The organism is Actinomadura luzonensis (assembly GCF_022664455.2).
Lineage (GTDB): Bacteria > Actinomycetota > Actinomycetes > Streptosporangiales > Streptosporangiaceae > Nonomuraea > Nonomuraea luzonensis.
Genome location: NZ_JAKRKC020000001.1, coordinates 551112 through 572103 on the forward strand (window position 1 = coordinate 551112; position 20992 = coordinate 572103).

The window sequence follows — 20992 nt, forward strand, 5'->3', positions numbered from 1 at the left end:
GGCTGCGTCAATGAGGCTGGAGGCCAGGGGCGTCACGCTGGGCTACGGCGAGCGGATCGTGGTGGACGGGCTCGACCTCGGCGTCGAGCCGGGCACCGTGACCACGATCATCGGCCCGAACGGCTGCGGCAAGTCCACGCTGCTGCGCGCCCTCGGCCGGCTGCTGCGGCCGCGGGGCGGAGAGGTGCTGCTGGACGGCAAGCGCATCGACCGCGTCCCCACCCGCGAGGTCGCCAAGGTCCTCGGCGTGCTCCCGCAGGCGCCGGCCGCCCCCGAGGGGCTGACCGTGGCCGACCTGGTCGCGCGCGGCCGGCACCCGCACCAGACGTGGTACCGGCAGTGGTCCTCCGACGACGAGGCGGCCGTCGCCGCCGCGCTCGACCTGACCGGCCTCGCGGACCTGGCCGAGCGGCCGCTGGAGGAGCTGTCGGGCGGGCAGCGGCAGCGGGCCTGGATCTCCATGGCCCTCGCCCAGGGCACGGACCTGCTGCTGCTCGACGAGCCGACCACGTTCCTGGACCTGGCGCACCAGGTGGAGGTGCTGGAGCTGGTGCGCCACCTGCACCAGGAGGCGGGCCGCACGGTCGTCATGGTGCTGCACGACCTCAACCTGGCCGCCCGCTACGCCGACCGGCTGGTCGCCATGCGGGCCGGGAAGGTCGTCGCGGCCGGTCCGCCGCACGAGGTGCTCACCGAGGAGCTGCTGGCCACGGTGTTCGAGCTGGAGGCCAAGGTCATCCCGGATCCGGTGGCGGGGACGCCGCTGGTCGTCCCGATCCGGCCGCGCGCTCAGGCCGCAGCTCCGCCAGCCTGACCCGGCGCAGCGGCGAGCGGGCCACCGCCGCCGCGATGACCAGCCAGCTCACCCCGGCCACCGCCATCAGCGCGTACGCGTCGCGCGACCGCGACTCGAACACCCCCGTCGCCACCGAGGCCAGCGGGATCGACAGGAACGCGATCGTCCTGGCCGTCCCGATCACCCGGCCGAGCAGGTGGTCGGGGACGAGGAGCTGCCGGACGGTCACCGTCGCCACGATGGACGTCCCGGCCGCCGCGAACTGCCCCATCCAGGCCAGCCCGATCGCCACCGGCCCGCGCGCCACCACCAGCGCCAGCATCGACAGCCCGCCCGCCGCGATCGCCCAGCAGACCACCCGGACCGGCGCGACCCGGCGGATCAGCCGGCTGCCCAGCCACGCCCCGAGCACCGCCCCCGCGCCCTGGAAGGCGTAGACGACGCCGATCTGGCCCGGCGTGAACCCGTGGTAGGAGCTCAGGTAGTACACCAGCCCGGCCAGCAGCAGCCACACGCCGAAGTTGCAGGCCAGCGCGTACAGGGCGGTGGTGAGCACCACCCGGTCGCCGCGCAGCAGGAACCGCAGGCCCTCGCGCACGTCCGCCACCAGACGCCCGCGCGCGCCGGCCGGCTGCGGCGCGGTCCTGACGAACCAGATCAGCAGCGCCGACACCAGGAACGTCGCGGCGTCCACGTAGACCGCCGCCTGGTAGCCGAGCCCGACCACGATCGCCCCGCCCGCCACCGGGCCGATCATGTTGACCGCGTGCTCGCCCACGTGCAGCCGGGCGTTGGCCTGCGGCAGCCGCTCCACCGGCACCAGCGCGGGCACGATCGACCGGAACGCGGGCTGGTAGAGCGGGTCGACGCAGGCCAGCAGGAACGCCACCGCGTAGAGCGGCCACGTCGTCGTCACCCCGGCCGCCACGAGCCCGGCCAGCAGCACGGTGATCGCCCCGGAGAGCAGGTCGCCCGCCACCAGCAGCCGCCGCCGGTCCAGCCGGTCGGCGAGCACGCCCCCGACCATGCCGAGCGCCAGGTACGGCAGGTACTCCATGACGTAGACCAGGCCGGTGCCGAGCGCGGAGCCGGTCAGGTCGTACACCAGCAGCGGCAGGGCCAGCCGGTAGATCCAGGTGCCGAAGGAGGAGGCGAGGAAGGCGGTCAGCAGGAGCCAGTACCGGCGGCCCACCCGCTCACACCTCGGCCAGCGCCCGCCCGACGTCCGGATCGTCCGGGGCCAGGTCCGCGGCGCGCAGCAGGTCCCGCCTGGCCCGCTCGGGCAGGCCGGCCGCCCGGTACACCACCGACCGGTTGAACAGCAGCTCCGCGCTCTCCTCCAGGGCGAGCGCGCGGCCGAGGTCGGCCAGGGCGGCGTCGTGGTCGCCGTGCGCGTGGGCCAGCTCGGCCCGGCCGGCCCACGCCGCCACCAGACCGGGGTCGGCCTCCAGAGCCAGGTCGTAGGCGGCGCGCGCCTCCCCCGGGCGGCCCTCCGCCTGCTCGACCTGGCCGAGCACGCACAGCAGGTGCGGGTCGCGCGGCGCCGCCGCCAGCCCGGCCTCCACGTCCTTCCTGGCCAGGACGTACGCGCCGGTGGCCGCGTGGATGCCGGCCCGGTTGACGTAGGCGGGGGCGAAGTCCGGGTCCAGCTCCAGCGTGTGGTCCAGGTCGGCGCGGGCGCCGGCCAGGTCGCCGGCGGCGTAGCGCAGCTCGGCGCGGTTGTAGTACGCCTCGGGGAAGGGCGGGCTCAGCCGCATGACGGCCTCGTAGTCGGCGAGCGCCTGCTCCGGCCGGCCGAGCTTGTGCAGCAGGTTGCCCCGGTCCAGGTAGTAGTCGGGGTAGCCGGGGTCGGCGGCGATGGCGCGCCCGTAGTCGGCCAGCGCCTCCTCGCCGCGGCCGGCCAGGGCGAGGAGCTGGGCGCGGTTGGCGTACAGGACCAGACGGTGGATCGGATGCTCGCCCGCGAGGCCGGTCCCGGCCAGGTCGAGGGCGCGTCCCACCAGCTCCATGGCGGCCGCGTGGCGGCCCCTGCGGACCTCGACGAGCGCCTTGCCGTTGAGGTCGAAGCCCAGGTGGAAGGCGCGCTCGCGGGGGTCGGGCAGCAGGGAGGTGATCGTGATGGCCTCGTTGACCCAGGCCAGGGCCTCCTCCGGGTCGCGCCGGGCCGGGTCGTGGTGGCGGACCAGGATCATGGCGGTGGCGTAGGCCATCGTGGCGCGGTGCCTGGGGTCGGTGACGCGGCGGCGGGCCTCGTCGTACAGGGCGCGGGCCTCGTCCTCGCGCTCGACGGCCTCCAGCGCGTTGGCGACCCGCTGCAGCAGCCGCTCCCAGGCCCCCGGGTCGTCGTCGTAGGCCATGGCGCGCAGCCGGGCCAGCCCCGACTCGGCCATGGCGTGGTGGAAGCCCTCGTCGCGGTAGCGGTCGAAGTCGTCCGGCAGGGGCCCGGCGGAAGGGGCGGACGGGCCCTCGTCCAGGCGCAGCAGGCCGGGGTCGAGCCGGCGGCGCAGCACGGCGACCAGCTCGGCGTCGGTGGGGTCGGCCTCGCCCAGGTTCGTCACGGTGACCGCGAGCCCGGACGTGCCCTCCAGCAGGTCGCGGACGAACTCCGCCAGCCCGTTGGCCAGCCTCAGCGTGCGCCGCGCGCCCGGCACCAGCACGCGCTGGGCCCGCGGCAGGTCGTCGGCCAGGGAGCGCCTGCGGGCCGGCACGAGCGGCCGCAGGGCGGGCGCCGCGGCCCTGATCTCGATGTCGTGCGCGGCCACCAGGCCGGGCCGGCTCTCCAGCGCCCGCGGGACGAGGTGGCCGAGCAGCGCGGCGGCGAACGTGTACGGCCCGCCGAGCCGGCGGTCCGCGTCGATGACGATCGGGTTCACGTGACCTCCGTGCGGCCGGCGCCCCTGTGTGAGGAGGCGCCGGCGCGGTCGGACTCAGCCGTTGTGCCTCGGCGCGGCCGCGGCGGTGACCTTCATGGTGCCTGGCCGGTGAACGACGATCTTCTTCATGAGGGCGACCTTTCAGCACTGACGATCATTGATGACCGGTACATGTCAGCACAGGGAAAAGTCACCCAACAAGGGATCTTCTGGTAAGGGCTCTTACACCCTCTAATACGGTATGTCCGGAATTAGTCGCCGAGGATCGCGTCCACGAACACCTCGGGGTCGAACGGCGCCAGATCGTCGGGCCCCTCACCGAGCCCCACCAGCTTGACCGGCACGCCCAGCTCCCGCTGCACGGAGATCACGATGCCGCCCTTGGCGGTGCCGTCGAGCTTGGTCAGCGCGATGCCGGTGATGTTGACGACCTCGGCGAACACCTGGGCCTGGCGCATGCCGTTCTGGCCCGTGGTGGCGTCGAGGACGAGCAGCACCTCGTCCACCGTGGCCTTCTTCTCGATGACCCGCTTGACCTTGCCCAGCTCGTCCATCAGGCCGGTCTTGGTGTGCAGCCGGCCGGCGGTGTCGACGATGACCGTGTCGGCCTTCTCCTCCATGCCCTTGGTCACGGCGTCGAAGGCCACCGACGCCGGGTCGGCGCCCTCGGGGCCGCGCACGGTGTCGGCCCCCACGCGCTCGCCCCACGTCTGGAGCTGGTCGGCCGCGGCGGCCCGGAAGGTGTCGGCCGCGCCGAGCACGACCTTCTTGCCGTCGCCGACGAGCGAGCGGGCCAGCTTGCCGGTGGTGGTGGTCTTGCCGGTGCCGTTGACGCCGACGACCAGCACCACCGCGGGCCGCTCGCCGTGCTTCTGCACGTGCAGGGTGCGGTCGAGGTCGGGGTTGACCTGGATGAGCAGCTGCTCGCGCAGCAGCGCCCGCACCTCCTCCGGCGTGCGGCTGCCCAGCACCTTCACCCGGGTGCGCAGCTCCTCCACCATCACCTGGGTCGGCGCGACGCCGACGTCGGCGGTGATGAGGCTCTCCTCGATCTCGTCCCACACCTCGTCGTCGAGCCGGTCGCGGGACAGCAGCTCCAGCAGGCCGCGCCCGAGCGCGCTCTGCGAGCGGGCCAGCCGCGAGCGCAGCCGCACCATCCGGCCCGCGGACGGCGGCGGCACCTCGACCTCGGGCGCGACGACCATCGGCTCCGCCGGCGGGGCGGGCGGCGGCAGCGTGGTGGTCGCGCCCTCCCGCTCCTCGCCCGCGGCGGCGGGCGGCTTCTCCGTCTCCTCCGGAATCGGGAGGGTCTCGGGCGGCTTGACCGGCGGCGCCTTGCGGCCCGGCCTGAACAGCAGGAAGAGACCGCCGGCCGCCAGCAGGGCGACGACGGCCACGATCACGATGACGCCGAGGTAACTCTCCACAAGATGTCAGTTTTCCAGATCGAGTGTCATGGTCACGCCCCAGGCCACACCGATCAGGCCGACTCGCGCTCTCTGAGCCGCTGACTGACGACTTGCGTGACCCCGTCGCCACGCATCGACACGCCGTAGAGCGCGTCGGCGATCTCCATCGTGCGCTTGTTGTGCGTGATGACGATGAGCTGGGAGCTCTGCCGCAGCTCCTCGAAGAGCGTCAGCAGCCGCTGCGTGTTGGTGTCGTCGAGGGCCGCCTCGACCTCGTCCATCACGTAGAACGGCGACGGCCGCGCCTTGAAGATCGAGATCAGGAACGCCACCGCCGTCAGCGACCGCTCACCGCCCGACAGCAGCGACAGCCGCTTGACCTTCTTGCCCGGCGGCCGGGCCTCGACCTCGATGCCGGTGGTCAGCATGTCGCTCGGGTCGGTGAGCACCAGCCGGCCGTCGCCGCCGGGGAAGACGCGGGTGAAGATCTGCTCGAACTCGCGGGCGACGTCCTCGTAGGCGGAGGCGAACATCTGCTCCACCCGGTCGTCGACCTCCTTGACCACGGTCAGCAGGTCGCGCCGGGTCTTCTTCAGGTCTTCGAGCTGCGAGGTCAGGAACGCGTGCCGCTCCTCCAGCGCCGCGAACTCCTCCAGCGCGAGCGGGTTGACCTTGCCGAGCTGGGTCATCTGCCGCTCGGCGGCCCTGGCCCGCCGCTCCTGCTCCTCACGCACGTACGGAACCGGCGGCTCGCCGGGGACCGGGACGTCCGGGCCGTACTCGGCGATCAGCGCCTCGACCTCGACACCGAACTCCTCCAGCGCCCGCTGCTCCATCTGCTCCAGCCGCAGCCGCTGCTCGGTGCGCGCGACCTCGCTGCCGTGCACCCGGTTGACCAGCTTGTCGAGCTCCTGGCCGAGCTCGCGCACCCGCAGGCGCACCTGCTTCAGCTCGGCGTCCACGGCGACCCGGGCGAGGTCGGCCTCGTCGCGCTCCCTGGCGGCCAGCCGCACCGACTCGGCGAGGACGGCCAGCACCCGCTGCGCCCCCTTGCTGACGGCCTCGGCCAGCGCCGCCTGACGCCGCCGCCTGGCCCGCTGGGCGGCCGCCTGGGCGCGTTCCTCGCGTTCGCGGCGGGCGGCCCGCAGGAGGGCGTCGGCGCGGCCGTCGATGCCCTTGACGCGCTCCTCGGCGGTGCGCACCTGGAGGCGGGTGTCCATCTCGCGCTGCCGGGCCGCCTCGCAGGCGGTGGCCAGCTCGTCGCGGAGGTCGGTGGTGGGCTCGGACTCGAGCTCCTGGGCGTACTCGGCCTCGGCCAGCCGGATCTCCAGCTCGGCCAGCTCCTCCAGGCCCTCGGCGCGGGCCTCCTCGGCCTTGACGACGCTCGCGGCCAGGCGCTCGGCCTCGGCGCGGGCGGCGTTGGCGGCGGCCTCCAGCTGGGCCAGCCGCCGGGCGGCGGCGGCGTTGCGCTGGTCGGCCTCGCGCTGGCGGCCCCTGACCTGGTCGAGCGCGCCCTGGGCGGCGCTCACCCCGGCCTGGGCGGTGGTGACGGCGGTCTGGGCCTCGTTGACCCGGGCCTGGGCGGCCTCCAGCGCGGCCTGGGCGCGCTGCTCGCCGGCGATCGCCTCGTCGAGGGCCGCCGCGGTCTCCTCCGCCCGGCCCTCGGCCTCCTCAAGGTCTCTGACGGCCTCGTCGAAGGCGGCCCGGACCTGGAGCACGGACTGCCCGCCCGCCGCGCCGCCGCTCGCCACGCGGGCGCCCACGACGTCGCCGGCCATGGTGACGGCCCGCAGCTCAGGGTGCCGCTCGACGAGCGCCCGCGCGGCCTCCAGGTCGCCGACGACGGCGACGTCGCGAAGGACGTGGTCGAGGGCGGGCCGCAGGTGGTCGGGGACGGTCACCAGCTCGGCCGCCCACCGCGCCCCTTCCGGCGCGGCCGCCCTGGCGCCGTCCGCGGCGCCCGGGAGGGCGACCAGCAGGGTGGCCTGGCCGGCGTCCTTGGCGCGCAGCAGGTCGAGGGCCCGCACCGCCGTGTCGAGGGTGCTGACCGCGATCGCCTCGGCGACCGGGCCGAGCACGGCGGCGACCGCCGCCTCCGCGCCGGGGGCGACCTGGAGGGCGACGGCCAGCGGCCCGAGCACCCCGGCGAGATCGGCCTCCAGCACGGCCGCGCCGCCGTCGCCTTGGCCAGGCCCAGCTCCAGCGCGTCGCGACGGGCGGCCAGCGCGGCGGCCGCGCGCTGCGCCTGCTGGTCGGCGGCCCGCGCCGTGGCGACCGCCGAGCGGGCCGCCTGCAGCCCGGAACGCGGCCCGTCCAGCGCGGCCTTGGCCTCCTCCGCCGCCGCCCTGGCCTCGTCGGCGACGGCCCTGGCCGCCTCGACCGCGGCCTGCGCGGTGGCCAGCTCCTCGGCCAGCGCGGGGTCGGCGGCGGGCTCCTCCAGCCGCCGGGCCTCCAAATCGTCGCTCGCCTGCCGCTCGCGCCCCTCGGCGTCGGCCACGGCCTGCCGGAGCCGGCCGATCTCCTCCTCGGCGGCGCGGGCGCGGCTGCGTACGGAGTCGACCTGGCCGCGCAGCTTCGCCAGGCCCTCGCGGCGGTCGGCGGCGGCCCGCGCGGCCAGCGAGAGCCGCCGTTCCTCGGCGCTCAGCTCGGCCTCGTGCCCGGCCCGCGCCTCGACCGCCTGCTCCAGCAGCTCCTGCGCCTGCTCCAGCTCGGCCTTGAGTATCAGCTCGCGCTCGCGCACCTCGGCCGCCTCGCGTTCGAGGTCTTCGGGGTCGCGGCCGCGGCGCTCGATGGCGGCGGCGTCGAGGGCGTGCCGGTGGCGCTCGGCGGCGAGCTGCTCCAGGCCGGTGATGCGCTCACGCAGCGAGGACAGGCGGAAGAAGGTCTCCTGGGCGGCGGCGAGGCGCGGCTGGGCCTCGGCCTCGGCGGCCTCCAGCGCGCCCTCGCGCTGCTGGGCCTCGGCCAGCTCGGCCTCCACCTGGGCCCGCCTGGCGGTGATCGCGGCCTCGTCGGCGGCCTCGCGCTCCAGGGTGGCCCGCAGCGTGCCGACGTCGTCGGCGAGCAGCCGCAGCCGGGCGTCGCGGAGGTCGGCCTGGATGACGGCGGCCTTGCGGGCGATCTCGGCCTGCCGGCCGAGCGGCTTGAGCTGGCGGCGCAGCTCGGTGGCGAGGTCCTGGACGCGGGTCAGGTTGGCCTGCATGGCGTCCAGCTTGCGCAGCGCCTTCTCCTTGCGCTTGCGGTGCTTGAGCACGCCGGCGGCCTCTTCGATGAAGGCCCTGCGGTCCTCGGGGCCGGCGTGCAGCACGGCGTCGAGCTGGCCCTGGCCGACGATGACGTGCATCTCGCGGCCGATGCCGGAGTCGGACAGCAGCTCCTGGATGTCCAGCAGGCGGCAGGTGTCGCCGTTGATCGCGTACTCGCTCTGGCCGGAGCGGAACATCAGCCGGCTGATCGTGACCTCGGTGTAGTCGATCGGCAGCGCGCCGTCGGTGTTGTCGATGGTCAGCGTCACCTCGGCGCGCCCGAGCGGCGGGCGGGAGGAGGTGCCGGCGAAGATGACGTCCTCCATCTTGCCGCCGCGCAGCGACTTGGCGCTGTGCTCGCCCATGACCCAGGCGAGGGCGTCGACGACGTTGGACTTGCCGGAGCCGTTGGGGCCCACCACGCAGGTGATGCCGGGCTCGAACCGCAGGGCGGTGGCGGAGGCGAAGGACTTGAAGCCGCGCAGGGTGAGGGTCTTCAGGTACAAGCGCGACCCCCTTCTCCCTGACCGGACTTCCGGGAAAGCCTACTGGTCCCGGTCGCCCGGCGCAGTTCGCGCCGGGCGGGGTGAGGGCAAATAGCAAGGGACGCCTCGTCGAGACGTCCCTGGGTCTTGCGCTCCGATCACTCTCAGGTGAGTGCCGGCTCGCGCTCCTGCATGCGGCTTAGCGCCTCGTCGCGGGTTTGCGCCGCAAGAGCGTCGTTGGTGGCCTGAAGTCGGATGAGTTCTGCCTCCAGATCACGGATACGCTGCTGTAGGCGGCGCATCTCCGAGACCATACGAGGGTCAGGACCGCCGACGTGGCCGAGTAGAGCCTTCGCCATGGTAAAGGGTCCTCCACGCTGAGTGACCAGACTGGTTCGCGCACTTCTATTCCGCGGGAGGGGTGCGCGTGGTACCTAACAAGAGTCGCACCGGCAGTGTGGGCGGTCAAGTCGAACAAACCGCTGCGTCCTACTGATGGGCACTCCCGACATACAACTATACCCTATTTGGGCGGTTTAGCGAAAGCGGCTACCGCTCCACAAACCCGCCCAAACTACCTCGGGGTTCGCTCCACCGTTCCACTACTCCATCGACCCTTCCCGGCGTGTCGCAACCTCTGAGCAGCTCCAGGAGCTTGACGCAGTCCGCGCGCGAGCCCTCCGCGACGACCTCGACCCGGCCGTCGTCGGTGTTGCGCGCCCACCCCGTCAGACCCAGCTCCAGTGCCCTGGCCCGGGTCCACCATCGGAAACCGACACCTTGGACTCTCCCCCGGACCCAAGCCGTCAACCTGGCGTTTTCCGAATTTTCCGACATCTTTCCTCTCGCCTCCCGGGCGGCCGTCAGGCGACCAGGGCGTCCCCGGCCCCGAGCGCGTGCCCGGCCGCCGCCTCCGCGAACGCCCTGACCGCCGCCGTCTCCGCCGCCTTCACCCAGGCGAGCCCGAGGATCGACGGAGCCAGCCCGCTGACCGGGACGAAGCTTACGTCGGGCCGCAGATGGTGCTCGGTGGTGGGGGCGCAGAAGAGCATGCCGCCCCGCCCCAGCGCCACCTGTGTCAAGCCCTCCTGGGCGGTCGCCACCTCGCCGGCGCGGGGTATCGGACGTCCGGAAGGGGTCACGGAGGGTGCCGACCGCTCCCGCCACCACAGCGGCGCGGGCCCCCGGAGACCGATCAGGGGGACGTCCGCCAGCTCCTCGGCCGCGATCCCCGCCCGGCCCGCCAGCGGATGGCGGACGGAGACGCCGAGCCGGTAGGGCACCCGGTTCAGCGCCGGCCCGGTCGCGAGGTCCGGCTCGCGCACCGGCAGCAGGGTGAAGACCACGTCCACCTCGCCCGCCCGCAGCTTGCCGAAGGGGTCGGAGAGCGGGATCTCCACCAGCTCGGCCGACGAGCCGGGGTGGCGGCGCTCGAAGGCCCGTACGCTGCCCGTGACGGCGTCCGTGGGCGTGGCGAGGAAGCCGATGCGCACCACGCCCGTCACCTCGCGCGCGGCGGCCCTGGCGCGGCTCACGGCGCCCGCCAGGCCGTCGTAGGCGGGCCTGAGGTCGGCCAGGAAGCGCTCGCCGAGCGGCGTCAGGCGCACGCGGCGGCTGGTCCGGTCGAACAGCCTGCCGCCGATCCTGGTCTCCAGCGCGCGGAGGAGCTGGCTGACCCGGCCGGGTGACAGGTAGAGCCGTTCGGCGGTGCGGGCGAAGTGCAGCTCCTCACTGAGCACGACGAAGCACTCCAGCTCCCTGAAGTCCATCCCTGCCTCCGAGCGATCGCTTAGCCTGCCTAAACCAAGCCTTCGGACTTCGCCATTGTTCCCGCCGCGCGGCCGGAAGAAGGCTGAGAGGCATGACGACAACCTTGGGAACCACCGTGGCGCGGCCCCGGACGATCGCCGTGTCCTCGGTCGCGCTCGGCACCTTCACGCTCGTGACCAGCGAGATGCTGCCCGTCGGGCTGCTCACCTCGATCGCCGCCGACCTCGGGGTGTCGCCGGGGACGGCAGGGCTGATGATGTCCGCGCCGGGGCTCGTGGCCGCCGTGGCCGCGCCGGTGCTCGCCGTGGCCGCGCGCCGGGCCGATCGGCGGAGCCTGTTGCTCGGGCTCATGGCGCTGCTGGCCGTGGCCGACCTCGCGGCGGCGCTCGCGCCCGGCTGGGCGGTGATGCTGGCGGCCCGGGTCGCGACCGGGGTGAGCATCGGCGGGTTCTGGGCGTTCGCGGCGGGGCTGGGGGCGCGGCTGGTGCCTGAGCGGCAGGTCGGGCGGGCCACCTCGATCATCCTGAGCGGGGTGTCGGTGGCGTCGGTGCTGGGGGTGCCGGCGGCGACGCTGGTGTCGTCGGCGGCCGGCTGGCGGGCCGCCTTCGCCGCGATGGGCGTGCTGGCCGTGGCCCTGCTCGCGCTGCTCGCCGCCACCCTCCCGCCCCTGCCGGGCGACGCCCCCGCACGCCCCGCCGCCGCTGAGCACGCCGACGGGCTCCCGTCCGCGCCCGAGGACGCCCCCGCGCGGCCGGGGTTCCGGCTGTCGCGGCCGCTCGCCGTCGTGCTCGTGCTGACCGTGCTCGTCATCGCCGGGCACTTCGCCGCCTACACCTACGTCCGGCCGTTCCTGGAGCAGGTCGCGCACGCCGGGCCGGGCCTGGTCGGCGCCGCCCTCCTGCTGTACGGCGCCGCCGGCGTCGCCGGGAACTTCGCCGCCGGGGCCCGCGCCGCCCGCGGCCCCCGGGCCGTCCTCGTCGTGCTGGCCGCGCTCATCGCCCTCGCCACCGCCGCGCTGCCGGCCCTCGGCGGGCCGGGCGCCGTCCTGCCCCTGGCGGCGCTCGTCGTCTGGGGGCTCGGCTACGGCGGCGTCGGAGTGACGCTGCAGCTGTGGATCATGCGCGAGGGCGGCGGCGAGCTGGGCACGGCGCTCTTCGTGAGCGCGTTCAACCTGTCCATCGCGCTCGGCTCGCTGCTCGGCGGCAGGGTGGTGGACGGGGTGTCGATCACCGCCGCGATGTGGCCGGCGGCCGTCCTCAGCGTGCTGGCCGCTGCCGTCGCTGGCATCTGGGGCAGGAGTAGGACGAGCGGTTCATGAACGCCTCCCGCCTGATGGCGGTGCCGCAGCGCGAGCACGGCAGGTCGCGGCGGCCGTAGACCTCGAGCGACCGGTCGAAGTAGCCGCTCTCGCCGTTGACGTTGACGTACAGGCTGTCGAACGACGTGCCGCCCTGGCGCAGCGCGGCGGCCATGACCGTGCGGACGGCGGCCAGCAGCTCGGCGATCTTGGGCCGGGTGAGCGTCTCGGTCGGGCGGGCCCAGTGCAGCCGGGCGATCCACAGCGCCTCGTCGGCGTAGATGTTGCCGACGCCGCTGATCAGCGACTGGTCCAGCAGGGCCCGCTTGACCTCGGTGCGCCTGGCCCGCAGCCGCCGGGCGAACTCGGCGTCGTCGAAGGCCGGCTCGAACGGGTCGGGCGCGATGTGCGCGATCGGCTCGGGCACCCCGTCCATTAGGGCGGTCAGCATGACGTGGCCGAACGTGCGCTGGTCGACGAAGCGCAGGTCGGGGCCGCCGTCCTCGAAGCGCAGGCGCACCCGCAGGTGCTTCTCCGGCGGCGTCTCCGGCTCGACGACCAGGAGCTGCCCGCTCATCCCCAGGTGCGCCAGCAGCGCCTCCCTCGCGCCGGACAGCGGCAGCCACAGGTACTTGCCGCGCCGCTCGGCCGACAGCACCGTCCGGCCCTTCAGCCGGGCGGCGAACTCGTCGGCGCCGGGCACGTGCCGCCTGATCGCGCGGGGGTGCAGCACCTCCGCCGAGGCGATCTCGCGCCCGACGACCCACTGTTCGAGGCCGCGCCTGACGACCTCGACCTCCGGCAGCTCCGGCATCCGACCCCGCCCCCCGTCGCGTGGCTCAGCCCGCGGCGGGCTGGCTCTCGCGCTGCTTGTCACGCTCCTCGCGGCGGGCCCTGATGCGGGTCCACGCCGCCTCGGCCGCCTGCTGCTCGGCCTCCTTCTTGCTGCGCCCGGTGCCCGATCCGTACGACTCGCCGCCGACCCGCACCATGGCGGTGAACGACTTGGCGTGGTCGGGGCCGCTCTCCTCGACGTGGTACTCGGGCACCCCGAGCGCCTCGGAGGCGGTGAGCTCCTGCAGCGAGGTCTTCCAGTCGAGCCCGGCGCCGAGCGACGCCGAGCGCACGATCAGCGGGTCGAACAGCAGGTGGACGACCCGGAACGCCTCGTCGAGACCCTTGTCGACGTAGATGGCGCCGATCAGCGCCTCCAGCGTGTCGGCCAGGATCGAGGACTTGTCGCGCCCGCCGGTGCCCTCCTCGCCCCTGCCGAGCCGCAGGAAGCGGCCCAGCCCGAGGTTGCGGGCCACGTCGGCGAGCGCCCGCATGTTGACCACGGCCGCCCGCAGCTTGGCGAGCTGACCCTCGGGCAGGTCGGGGTGGTTGCGGTAGAGCGTGTCGGTGACGACCAGGCCGAGCACCGAGTCGCCGAGGAACTCCAGGCGCTCGTTGGTCGGCAGGCCGCCGTTCTCGTACGCGTACGAGCGGTGCGTCAGCGCCCGCTCCAGGATGTCGGCGTCGAGGCCGACCGACAGAACCCGCTCCAGTTCGTCCCTCGCGACCTCGACGGCCACTGGCTTAGGACCTGCGCCCACGTGCTTCCTCCTCGGACATCTTCCTCATGGCGATGGCGCGCCGACTGCGGGAAGATGCCCGAAAACGTGGTGGGCGTCGGGGGAACGCGTCAGCCCCGGCGTCCACCACGGCCGCGGGCGTACCGCCGCCGCACGCATCTGAGACGGTAACGCCGACCGAGGCACAATGGCACCCGGTCGGCATCACGTCAACTGCTGACGGGAAACCTGCGCGGTGACCGCCGTCGTCCGGAGGGGCGGCGGCGGGGCCGGCAGGCCCGGTCGGGCCGGCGGATCAGGCGGACGGCTCGATGACCTGACGGCGGTTGTAGGTGCCGCAGGTGGGGCACGCGATGTGCGGCTGCTTCGGCGAACGGCACTGCGGGCAGCTCACCAGGGCGACGGCAGTCGTCTTCCACTGGGAGCGACGGGCGCGGGTGTTGCTCCGCGACATCTTTCGCTTCGGGACGGCCACGTCACTTCTCCTGATCGTTATCTTTGTCGGAAATCAGACCTTGCAGCGACGCCCAGCGGGCATCGATCTTCTGGTGCCGGTGGTCGTCGCCGGCCTCGGCCAGCTTGACCCCGCACTCCGCGCAGAGCCCCTCGCAGTCCTCGCGGCACACGGGGCTCAGCGGCAGTGCGAGCACCACCGCGTCGCGGAAGGTCGGCTCGAGGTCGAACAGCTCGCCGTCGAGCAGCGAGTCGTCCTCGGAGGCGTCCTCGTCGGAGTAGAAGAAGAGCTCCTGCAGATCGACCTCGATGTCCGAGGACATCGGGTCGAGACAGCGGGCGCACTCCCCGGCGAGCGGGGCGCGCGCCGTGCCGGACACGAGCACGCCTTCCATCACTGCTTCGAGCCGGAGGTCCAGCTCGACTTCGGAGTCTTTGGGGACTCCGATCATGTCGACGCCGAGGTCTGCCGGTGCCGGGAGCGTCAGGGTCATCTGCCGCATCGTGCCCGGCCGCTTGCCCAGGTCATGAGTGGAGATCACCCACGGGGAGCGGGGGTCGAGGTGCTGAGTCATCCTGATCTCGCTAGGCATGGCGATAACGATCGCCGTCGTACAAGGCCGAAATGAAAGGATAGCAGGTCGCGCTCAGCCCCTGAGCCGCTCGATGAGCAGCTTGTGGACGAGGTCGGGCACCAGGCCCGACACGTCGCCGCCGTAGCGGGCGATCTCCTTGACCCTGCTGGAGGACAGGAACGAGTACTCGGGGTTGGTCGGCATGAACAGCGTCTCGACGCCCGACAGACGGTAGTTGAGCTGGGCCATCTGCAGCTCGTAGTCGAAGTCGCTGACCACCCGGATGCCCTTGACGATGGCGGGGATGTCGTTCTGCTTGCAGAAGTCCACCAGCAGTCCGTGGAACTTGCGGACCTTGACGTTGGCGAACTCCTTGGTCACGGTCTGGAGGATCTCGATGCGTTCATCGACCGTGAACAGGCTGCTTTTCTCGACGTTGATGAGGACCGCCACGGTCACCTCGTCGTACAGGCGGGCCGATCGCCCGATGATGTCGAGGTGGCCATTGGTGATGGGGTCGAACGACCCCGGGCAGACTACGCGGCGCAAGACGCCTCCCAGGTCTACGGGTTCCCGGCGGCGCGACCGTACCAAACGGACGCTTCGCCATAACGACGGACCCTCTCCTCAACGTACCCCCCGGGCCACACCAGGGACTTTCCCCTGCTTTCCCGCTCGAATGCCACCAATCCCTCATCAACCAGCCACCCGTTGTCCCGCAGCAGCTCCAGCACGGCCGTCACCCCGGCGTCCGGCACTGCGTACGGCGGATCGGCGAACACCACGTCGAACGGCCCGCCCTCCGGCGGCCCGGCCAGCAGCCGCTCGGCCTTGTCCGCGACCACCCGCGCGCCCGCCAGGCCCAGCGAGCGCACGTTGTCCTTGATCGTGCGCACCGCCTTCGGGTCCGACTCCACCAGCACCGCCTCGGCCGCGCCGCGCGACAGCGCCTCCAGGCCGATCGCGCCGGAACCGGCGTACAGGTCGAGGAAGCGGACCTCCTCCAGGCCGTACAGGGAGGCGATCGTCAAGAAGATCCCTTCTCTGGCCCTGTCGCTGGTGGGCCTCGTGCCGCGCCCCGGCGGCACCGCCAGCCGCCGGCCACCTGCGCTCCCCGCGATGATCCGAGTCATGTGCCCCATTCTTTCGCATGTTCCCGCAGGTCAAGAGTGGACAAGTGTCGTCCTCGAACGAGCAAGGGTGATTGGTTTCCGCCCGGGGGCCGCGCATGATGAGTCTGCGGCCTTCAAGGTGACCCACATGAAGGCCGACCGGCGTGATCGTGAGCCCTTCCGCACGCCGGTTCCCTCGGCACCTGACCCGAGGGTGGGCCCAGCCGGGGACGGCATTCGGGGGGAGGCCGTCCCCGCGGCTGGGTTCTTTTTCTCTGTCAGGTCTTCTCCAGGTATTCGGCCCGCTCGTCCCGCAGCAGCCGGTCGATCTCGGCGCGGAGCGCCGGGTGGCCGGTGAGCTCCGGGTCCTCCGCCAGGAGGGCGGCGGCCTCCTGGCGGGCCGTGGCGATCACGTCCTCGTCGCGCAGGAGCTGCAACAGCTTCAGGCTGCTGCGCTTGCCCGACTGGGCGGCGCCCAGCACGTCGCCCTCGCGGCGCTGCTCCAGGTCGACCCGGGACAGCTCGAAGCCGTCGAGCGTGGCGGCCACCGCGTCGAGGCGGGCGCGGGCCGGGGTGCCCTCGGCGAAGTCGGAGACCAGCAGGCACAGACCGGGCAGGCCGCCCCGGCCCACCCGGCCGCGGAGCTGGTGGAGCTGGGAGACGCCGAAGCGGTCGGCGTCCATGATGATCATGACGGAGCTGTTGGGGACGTCCACGCCGACCTCGATCACCGTGGTCGCGATCAGCACGTCGAGCTCGCCGCGCGAGAACGAGCGCATCACCGCGTCCTTCTCCTCCGGCGGCAGCTTGCCGTGCAGGACCCCCACCCGAAGGTCGTGGAAGGGGCCCTGGGTCAGCAGCTCGGCCACGTCGAGCACGGCCAGCGGCGGGCGGCGGTCGTCGTCGCCGGACGCGCCCGCCTGCAGGTCGCCCTCGTCGCCCTCCAGGTCGCCGATGCGCGGGCACACGATGTACGCCTGCCGCCCCAGCGCCACCTCCTCGCGCACCCGCTCCCACGTGCGCTCCAGGTAGTGGGGCTTCTCGGCGGCCGGGACGACGTGCGTGGTGATGGGCGCGCGGCCCGCCGGGAGCTGCGACAGCGTGGAGACCTCCAGGTCGCCGAAGACCGTCATGGCGACCGTGCGCGGGATCGGCGTCGCGGTCATGACCAGCACGTGCGGCCGGGCGTCGCCGGCCTTCTCGCGGAGGGCGTCGCGCTGCTCGACCCCGAAGCGGTGCTGCTCGTCGACGACCACCAGCCCGAGATCGGCGAACTGCACGTGCTCCTGGAGCAGCGCGTGCGTGCCGACCACGATCCCGGCGTTGCCGGAGGCCGCGTCGAGCAGAGCCGCGCGCCGGGCCGCCGCCCCCATCGAGCCGGTCAGCAGCGTGACCGCCGTGCCGCCGAACATGCCGCCCTGCGCCAGGTCGCCCAGCATGCTCGTGATCGAGCGGTGGTGCTGCTGGGCCAGCACCTCGGTGGGGGCCAGCAGCGCGGCCTGCCCGCCCGCGTCGACCACCTGGAGCATCGCGCGCAGCGCCACCACGGTCTTGCCCGCGCCCACCTCGCCCTGGAGCAGGCGGTGCATCGGGTGCTCGCGGGCGAGGTCGTCGGCGATCTCCTCGCCGACCGCGGCCTGCCCCTCGGTCAGCGCGAACGGCAGCCGCCCGTCGAACTCGGCGAGCAGCCCGTCGGCGCGGCGCGGCCGGGGCCGCGCGGGCCAGGCCGTGGCCGCCTGGCGGCGCTGCAGCAGCACGGACTGCAGCACGAACGCCTCGTCGAACTTCAGCCGCTGCCGCGCCCGCCCCATCTCCGCGAAGTCCTTCGGGCGGTGGATGCCGGCCAGCGCCTCGCCGAGCGGCTGCAGCTTGTGCCGGGCCCGCAGGCCGGCGGGCAGCGGGTCGTCGAGCGGGCCCAGCGTGTCGAGCACGACGCCGATCGCCCGCCTGATGGCCCACGGCGTGACGTCCTTGCCCGCCGGGTAGATCGGCACCGGCGCGGAGGCGAACTCCTCGGCGCCGCCCTCGCCGTCCTCCTCGAACAGCTCGAACTCCGGGTGCGCGAGCTGCCAGCGCGGCCGGCCGCGCTGCCCGAACAGCCCCACCTTGCCGGCGAACATGCCCCGCCGCCCCGGCTTCAGCCGCGACTCGGCCACGTGCGAGCCCTTGCCGAAGAACGCCAGGTAGATCTTGTTGCCGTTGCCGTCGACGACCTCGACCTCCAGCCAGGTGCCGCCGCGGTTGCGCATCGGCTTGCGCATGAGCCGGGTCACCTCGCCGACCACGGTGGCGTGCTCGTCGACCTCCAGGGCGTCGAGCGAGGTCAGCTCGCCGCGCTCGGCGTAGCGGCGCGGGTAGTGGCGCAGCAGGTCGCCGACCGTCTCCAGGCCGAGCACGCTGTGCAGCAGCTTGGCGGTCTTCGGGTCGAGCGCCTTCGTCAGAGGCTCGTCGAAACGGCTCACGGCATTAAGTTCTACCGCCTGCGGCCGACAGGAATCCCGCGATCCCCCGGCGCGTCACTCGACGCCGATCAGCAGCGGGTATCCGCCCTGCCCGCCCTCGTACACGACGAGGTCCACGTCCGGCCGCGTGGCCCGCAGGTGCTCCTCCAGGGACGCGGCCAGCGCGGGCGGCGCCTCCGCGCCCGTGACCAGGGTCACCAGCTCGCCGCCGCCCGCCACCAGCCGGTCCACGATCAGCTCGGCCACCCGCTCCAGCGAGCCGCCGATCACCGCCACGTCGCCCTCGATCAGGCCGAGCACGTCGCCCGGGCGGCACAGGCCCGCGCTGGTGAACGCCTCGCGGTCGGCCGTCGTCACGTGGCCGTAGCGGGTCTGGCCGGCCGCGTCCGCCATCGCCACCACGTCGTCGGCGAAGCGGCGCAGCGGGTCGTGCACGGCCAGCGCCGCGAGGCCCTGGACGCTCGCCCTGGTGGGCAGCACGCTGACCGCGCGGCCGTCCTCGCGGGCGATCGCCGCCGCCGCGGCGGCCACGTCGCCGGTGCCCTCGTCGTTCGGCAGGACCGCGACCTCGCTGCCCGCCCGCCTGATCGCCGCCAGCAGGGCGGGCAGGGCCGGCCGGGTGCCCGGCTCGCGGCGCACCACGACGGCCCCGCACTCCTCGAACAGCGCGGCGATCCCCTCCCCCGCCGCGACCGCCACCACGCCCCTGCCCGGCTCGGCGCGCCGGGCGGGCTCCTGCCCGGCCAGGTACGTGATCCGGACGCGATGCGGCCGGCCCGCCCGGATCCCGGCCTCGACGGCGGGCCCGGCCTCCGGCACGTGGACGTGCACGTTCCACAGGCCGTCGCCGCCGACCACGACGAGGGAGTCGCCCATCGCGTCCAGCTCGGCGCGTAACGCGGTCACGGCGGCGTCGTCGGCGTCCAGCAGGTACATCACCTCGTAGCCGGGCCCGGCGGGCGGCTCCCCGCCGGGCGGCGGCGTCCCCGGCCGCCGCGCGGCCCCCGTGACCGGGGCGGGAACGTCGTAGTGGGCGTCGTACGAGCCGGTGATCACCGCGGCCAGGGTCTCCAGCACGATCGCCGCCCCCGCGCCGCCCGCGTCCACGACGCCGTTGCGGGCCAGCACGTCGAGCTGGCGCGGGGTGCGGCCCAGCGCCGCCCGCGCCGCGCCCGCCGCCCGCCGCGCCACCTCGCGCAGGTCGCCGTCGAGCTCCTGCCCCTGGACGGCGAGCGCGGCCGACTCCAGCACGCTCAGCACCGTGCCCTCCACCGGCCTGGCCACGGCCTCCCTGGCCAGCACGGCGGCCCGGTGCAGCGCGGCCCGCAGGTCGTGGCCGTCCTTCAGCACCTCGGCCAGGCCGCGCAGGGCCTGGCTGACGATCACCCCGGAGTTGCCGCGCGCCCCGACCAGCGCGCCGTACGCCAGCGTCTGCCACACCACGGCCGCGTCCACGTCCTCGGGCAGGGACTCGACGGCCTCGGCCGCGGACAGCAGGGTCAGGTGCAGATTGGTGCCGGTGTCGCCGTCGGCGACCGGGAACACGTTGAGCGCGTCGATCTCCGTCCTGGCCCGGCCGAGGGCGTCGGCCGCCAGGCGGGCCCAGCGGCGCACCGCGGGCGGGTCGAGGATCCTCATCCGCGAACCTCCCGTATGCGCTACCGTTGTCGAAGGAGAATATCCCTGTGCCGGGCCGCTGAGTGCTCCGGCCAGTGCTTCAGTTCGCGCCCAACGGTGTGGATCGGATATTCTCGTCTGGCTGGCCGGTTGTCCCGGCATGCCCTCCGCCCGGAAAGCATCAGCGGACAGGGCTACATCGACTGTTTTAAGGAGCGATACCGTGGCTTCCGTCTGCGATGTCTGCCGCAAGGGGCCGACCTTCGGTAACAACGTGTCCCACTCCCACCGCCGTACCCGCCGTCGTTGGAACCCCAACATCCAGACGGTGCGCGCGGTCATCGGCGGCACGCCGAAGAAGCTGAACGTGTGCACCTCGTGCATCAAGGCGGGCAAGGTCACCCGCTAAGTTCCCGCACGTCACGCACGAAGGCCCGCCCTTCCCTTCCCGGGAGCGGCGGGCCTTCGTCGTGCCCGCGCCCGGGCACGGGCCCGGGCCCGGGCCCGGGCACGGGCGGTCAGCGCAGGCGCCAGGCGTGGTCCACCGGGCCGATGCCCGCGCCCAGCGGGAAGCCGTGGGCGATGGCGCCGGTCACGTACTCCTTGGCCGCCCGCACCGCCTCCGGCACGCCGTCGCCCAGCGCGAGACGGGAGGCGATCGCGGAGGCGAGCGTGCAGCCGGTGCCGTGCGTGTGGCGGTTGTCGTGGCGCTCGGCCGTGAAGCGGTGCTCGGTCGTGCCGTCGGTCAGCAGGTCCACCGGCTCGCCCGGCAGGTGACCGCCCTTGATCAGCGCCCAGGCCGGCCCCAGGGCCAGGACGGCGTCGGCCGCGCGGCGCAGGCCGTCCTCGTCCTCCACCTTGACCGAGGTGAGCTGCTCGACCTCCCACAGGTTCGGCGTGGCCACCGTCGCCACCGGCATCAGCCGGGTGCGGACCGTCTCCACGGCCTCGGCCGCGAGCAGCGGGTCACCGTGCTTCGACACCCCCACCGGGTCCACCACGACCGGCGCCCCGTACCCGCCGAGCACCTCGGCGACCACCTCGACCAGCTCGGGCGAGGCCAGCATGCCGGTCTTGACCGCCTGCGCGCCGATGTCGCCGAGCACCGAGCCGAGCTGCGCCCGCACGGCCTCGGGCGGCAGCTCCCAGTAGCCCTGGACGCCGAGCGAGTTCTGCGCGGTCACCGCCGCGATGACGCTCATGCCGTGCACGCCCATGGCCATCATGGTCTTCAGGTCGGCCTGGATGCCCGCGCCGCCCCCTGAGTCGGAGCCGGCGACGGTGAGCACGCGTGGAGGGGTCGAAACCGTCATGTCCCCCATCCAAC

General features: G+C 73.8%; 18 protein-coding genes and 1 pseudogene. 3 read left to right on the plus strand and 16 right to left on the minus strand.

Annotated features, from left to right (window positions below):
* Window positions 1-10 precede the first annotated feature (10 nt).
* Window positions 11-814: an ABC transporter ATP-binding protein gene (locus tag MF672_RS02620; RefSeq protein ID WP_242379708.1), complete on the plus strand. Its 804-nt coding sequence runs from the start codon at window positions 11-13 to the stop codon at window positions 812-814.
* On the opposite strand, the gene MF672_RS02625 is transcribed toward MF672_RS02620, so the two are convergent.
* The 7 genes and pseudogenes from MF672_RS02625 to MF672_RS02655 all read right to left on the minus strand — a co-directional run bounded on the left by MF672_RS02625 (window position 735) and on the right by MF672_RS02655 (window position 10574).
* A complete protein-coding gene (locus MF672_RS02625) occupies window positions 735-1988 on the minus strand; it encodes an MFS transporter (protein ID WP_242379711.1) in 1254 nt (417 codons plus the stop codon). The two genes, MF672_RS02620 and MF672_RS02625, sit on opposite strands and share 80 nt — an antisense overlap.
* A gap of 4 nt (window positions 1989-1992) precedes the next feature.
* Window positions 1993-3669 carry a tetratricopeptide repeat protein gene (locus tag MF672_RS02630; protein ID WP_242379713.1) on the minus strand — a complete coding sequence of 559 codons (1677 nt, stop codon included), beginning with the start codon at window positions 3667-3669 and terminating at the stop codon, window positions 1993-1995.
* Between the two features lie 251 nt (window positions 3670-3920).
* Window positions 3921-5096, minus strand: coding sequence for a signal recognition particle-docking protein FtsY (ftsY, locus tag MF672_RS02635; RefSeq protein ID WP_242379715.1), 1176 nt, complete (start codon window positions 5094-5096; stop codon window positions 3921-3923).
* A gap of 53 nt (window positions 5097-5149) precedes the next feature.
* Window positions 5150-8826: pseudogene (gene smc / locus MF672_RS02640) on the minus strand (chromosome segregation protein SMC).
* 143 nt (window positions 8827-8969) lie between these two features.
* Entirely contained in the window at window positions 8970-9164 is a 195-nt protein-coding gene (locus MF672_RS02645) for a hypothetical protein (RefSeq protein ID WP_090938435.1), read from the minus strand.
* Between the two features lie 190 nt (window positions 9165-9354).
* Window positions 9355-9642, minus strand: coding sequence for an acylphosphatase (locus MF672_RS02650; protein WP_242379244.1), 288 nt, complete (start codon window positions 9640-9642; stop codon window positions 9355-9357).
* Window positions 9643-9668: 26 nt separating this feature from the next.
* Entirely contained in the window at window positions 9669-10574 is a 906-nt protein-coding gene (locus MF672_RS02655; RefSeq protein ID WP_242379242.1) for a LysR family transcriptional regulator, read from the minus strand.
* A 92-nt stretch (window positions 10575-10666) separates the two neighbouring features.
* Here MF672_RS02655 and MF672_RS02660 point away from each other — a divergent pair, with 92 nt between their 5' ends.
* Complete coding sequence (locus MF672_RS02660; protein ID WP_242379240.1) at window positions 10667-11893, plus strand: MFS transporter; 1227 nt, start codon at window positions 10667-10669, stop codon at window positions 11891-11893.
* On the opposite strand, the gene mutM is transcribed toward MF672_RS02660, so the two are convergent.
* The 8 genes from mutM to fakA all read right to left on the minus strand — a co-directional run bounded on the left by mutM (window position 11832) and on the right by fakA (window position 19686).
* Window positions 11832-12686: a bifunctional DNA-formamidopyrimidine glycosylase/DNA-(apurinic or apyrimidinic site) lyase gene (gene mutM / locus MF672_RS02665; protein WP_242379238.1), complete on the minus strand. Its 855-nt coding sequence runs from the start codon at window positions 12684-12686 to the stop codon at window positions 11832-11834. The genes MF672_RS02660 and mutM overlap by 62 nt on opposite strands.
* Window positions 12687-12711: 25 nt before the next feature.
* Window positions 12712-13446, minus strand: a complete 735-nt coding sequence (rnc, locus tag MF672_RS02670; RefSeq protein ID WP_242379249.1) for a ribonuclease III — start codon at window positions 13444-13446, stop codon at window positions 12712-12714.
* Between the two features lie 295 nt (window positions 13447-13741).
* Complete coding sequence (gene rpmF / locus MF672_RS02675) at window positions 13742-13921, minus strand: 50S ribosomal protein L32 (RefSeq protein ID WP_033409409.1); 180 nt, start codon at window positions 13919-13921, stop codon at window positions 13742-13744.
* A gap of 1 nt (window position 13922) precedes the next feature.
* Window positions 13923-14492: a YceD family protein gene (locus MF672_RS02680; protein ID WP_242379236.1), complete on the minus strand. Its 570-nt coding sequence runs from the start codon at window positions 14490-14492 to the stop codon at window positions 13923-13925.
* A gap of 54 nt (window positions 14493-14546) precedes the next feature.
* The gene (gene coaD, locus MF672_RS02685) at window positions 14547-15023 is read right to left on the minus strand and encodes a pantetheine-phosphate adenylyltransferase (protein WP_242379233.1); all 477 of its coding nucleotides are present in this window, start codon (window positions 15021-15023) and stop codon (window positions 14547-14549) included.
* A 14-nt stretch (window positions 15024-15037) separates the two neighbouring features.
* Window positions 15038-15607 (minus strand): 16S rRNA (guanine(966)-N(2))-methyltransferase RsmD, encoded by a 570-nt coding sequence (gene rsmD, locus MF672_RS02690; protein WP_242379228.1) that lies wholly within the window; start codon window positions 15605-15607, stop codon window positions 15038-15040.
* Between the two features lie 257 nt (window positions 15608-15864).
* Window positions 15865-18048, minus strand: coding sequence for an ATP-dependent DNA helicase RecG (gene recG, locus MF672_RS02695; RefSeq protein WP_242379226.1), 2184 nt, complete (start codon window positions 18046-18048; stop codon window positions 15865-15867).
* Window positions 18049-18102: 54 nt separating this feature from the next.
* On the minus strand, window positions 18103-19686 hold the full coding sequence (gene fakA, locus MF672_RS02700; protein WP_242379223.1) for a DAK2 domain-containing protein: 1584 nt from the start codon (window positions 19684-19686) through the stop codon (window positions 18103-18105).
* Between the two features lie 202 nt (window positions 19687-19888).
* Here fakA and rpmB point away from each other — a divergent pair, with 202 nt between their 5' ends.
* Entirely contained in the window at window positions 19889-20074 is a 186-nt protein-coding gene (gene rpmB / locus MF672_RS02705) for a 50S ribosomal protein L28 (protein WP_049556934.1), read from the plus strand.
* Window positions 20075-20183: 109 nt separating this feature from the next.
* Here the strand turns inward: rpmB and thiD are convergent, their stop codons facing one another.
* Window positions 20184-20987, minus strand: a complete 804-nt coding sequence (gene thiD / locus MF672_RS02710) for a bifunctional hydroxymethylpyrimidine kinase/phosphomethylpyrimidine kinase (protein ID WP_242379220.1) — start codon at window positions 20985-20987, stop codon at window positions 20184-20186.
* Window positions 20988-20992: the final 5 nt, after the last annotated feature.

Excerpts from the sequence above, each read along its gene's own strand:
- MF672_RS02620 (WP_242379708.1), top strand. The coding sequence starts at position 11 with ATGAGGCTGGAGGCCAGGGGCGTCACGCTGGGCTACGGCGAGCGGATC.
- MF672_RS02645 (WP_090938435.1), bottom strand. The coding sequence starts at position 9,164 with ATGGCGAAGGCTCTACTCGGCCACGTCGGCGGTCCTGACCCTCGTATG.
- MF672_RS02650 (WP_242379244.1), bottom strand. The coding sequence starts at position 9,642 with ATGTCGGAAAATTCGGAAAACGCCAGGTTGACGGCTTGGGTCCGGGGG.
- MF672_RS02655 (WP_242379242.1), bottom strand. The coding sequence starts at position 10,574 with ATGGACTTCAGGGAGCTGGAGTGCTTCGTCGTGCTCAGTGAGGAGCTG.
- MF672_RS02660 (WP_242379240.1), top strand. The coding sequence starts at position 10,667 with ATGACGACAACCTTGGGAACCACCGTGGCGCGGCCCCGGACGATCGCC.
- mutM (WP_242379238.1), bottom strand. The coding sequence starts at position 12,686 with ATGCCGGAGCTGCCGGAGGTCGAGGTCGTCAGGCGCGGCCTCGAACAG.
- MF672_RS02680 (WP_242379236.1), bottom strand. The coding sequence starts at position 14,492 with ATGCCTAGCGAGATCAGGATGACTCAGCACCTCGACCCCCGCTCCCCG.
- rsmD (WP_242379228.1), bottom strand. The coding sequence starts at position 15,607 with ATGACTCGGATCATCGCGGGGAGCGCAGGTGGCCGGCGGCTGGCGGTG.
- fakA (WP_242379223.1), bottom strand. The coding sequence starts at position 19,686 with ATGAGGATCCTCGACCCGCCCGCGGTGCGCCGCTGGGCCCGCCTGGCG.
- thiD (WP_242379220.1), bottom strand. The coding sequence starts at position 20,987 with ATGGGGGACATGACGGTTTCGACCCCTCCACGCGTGCTCACCGTCGCC.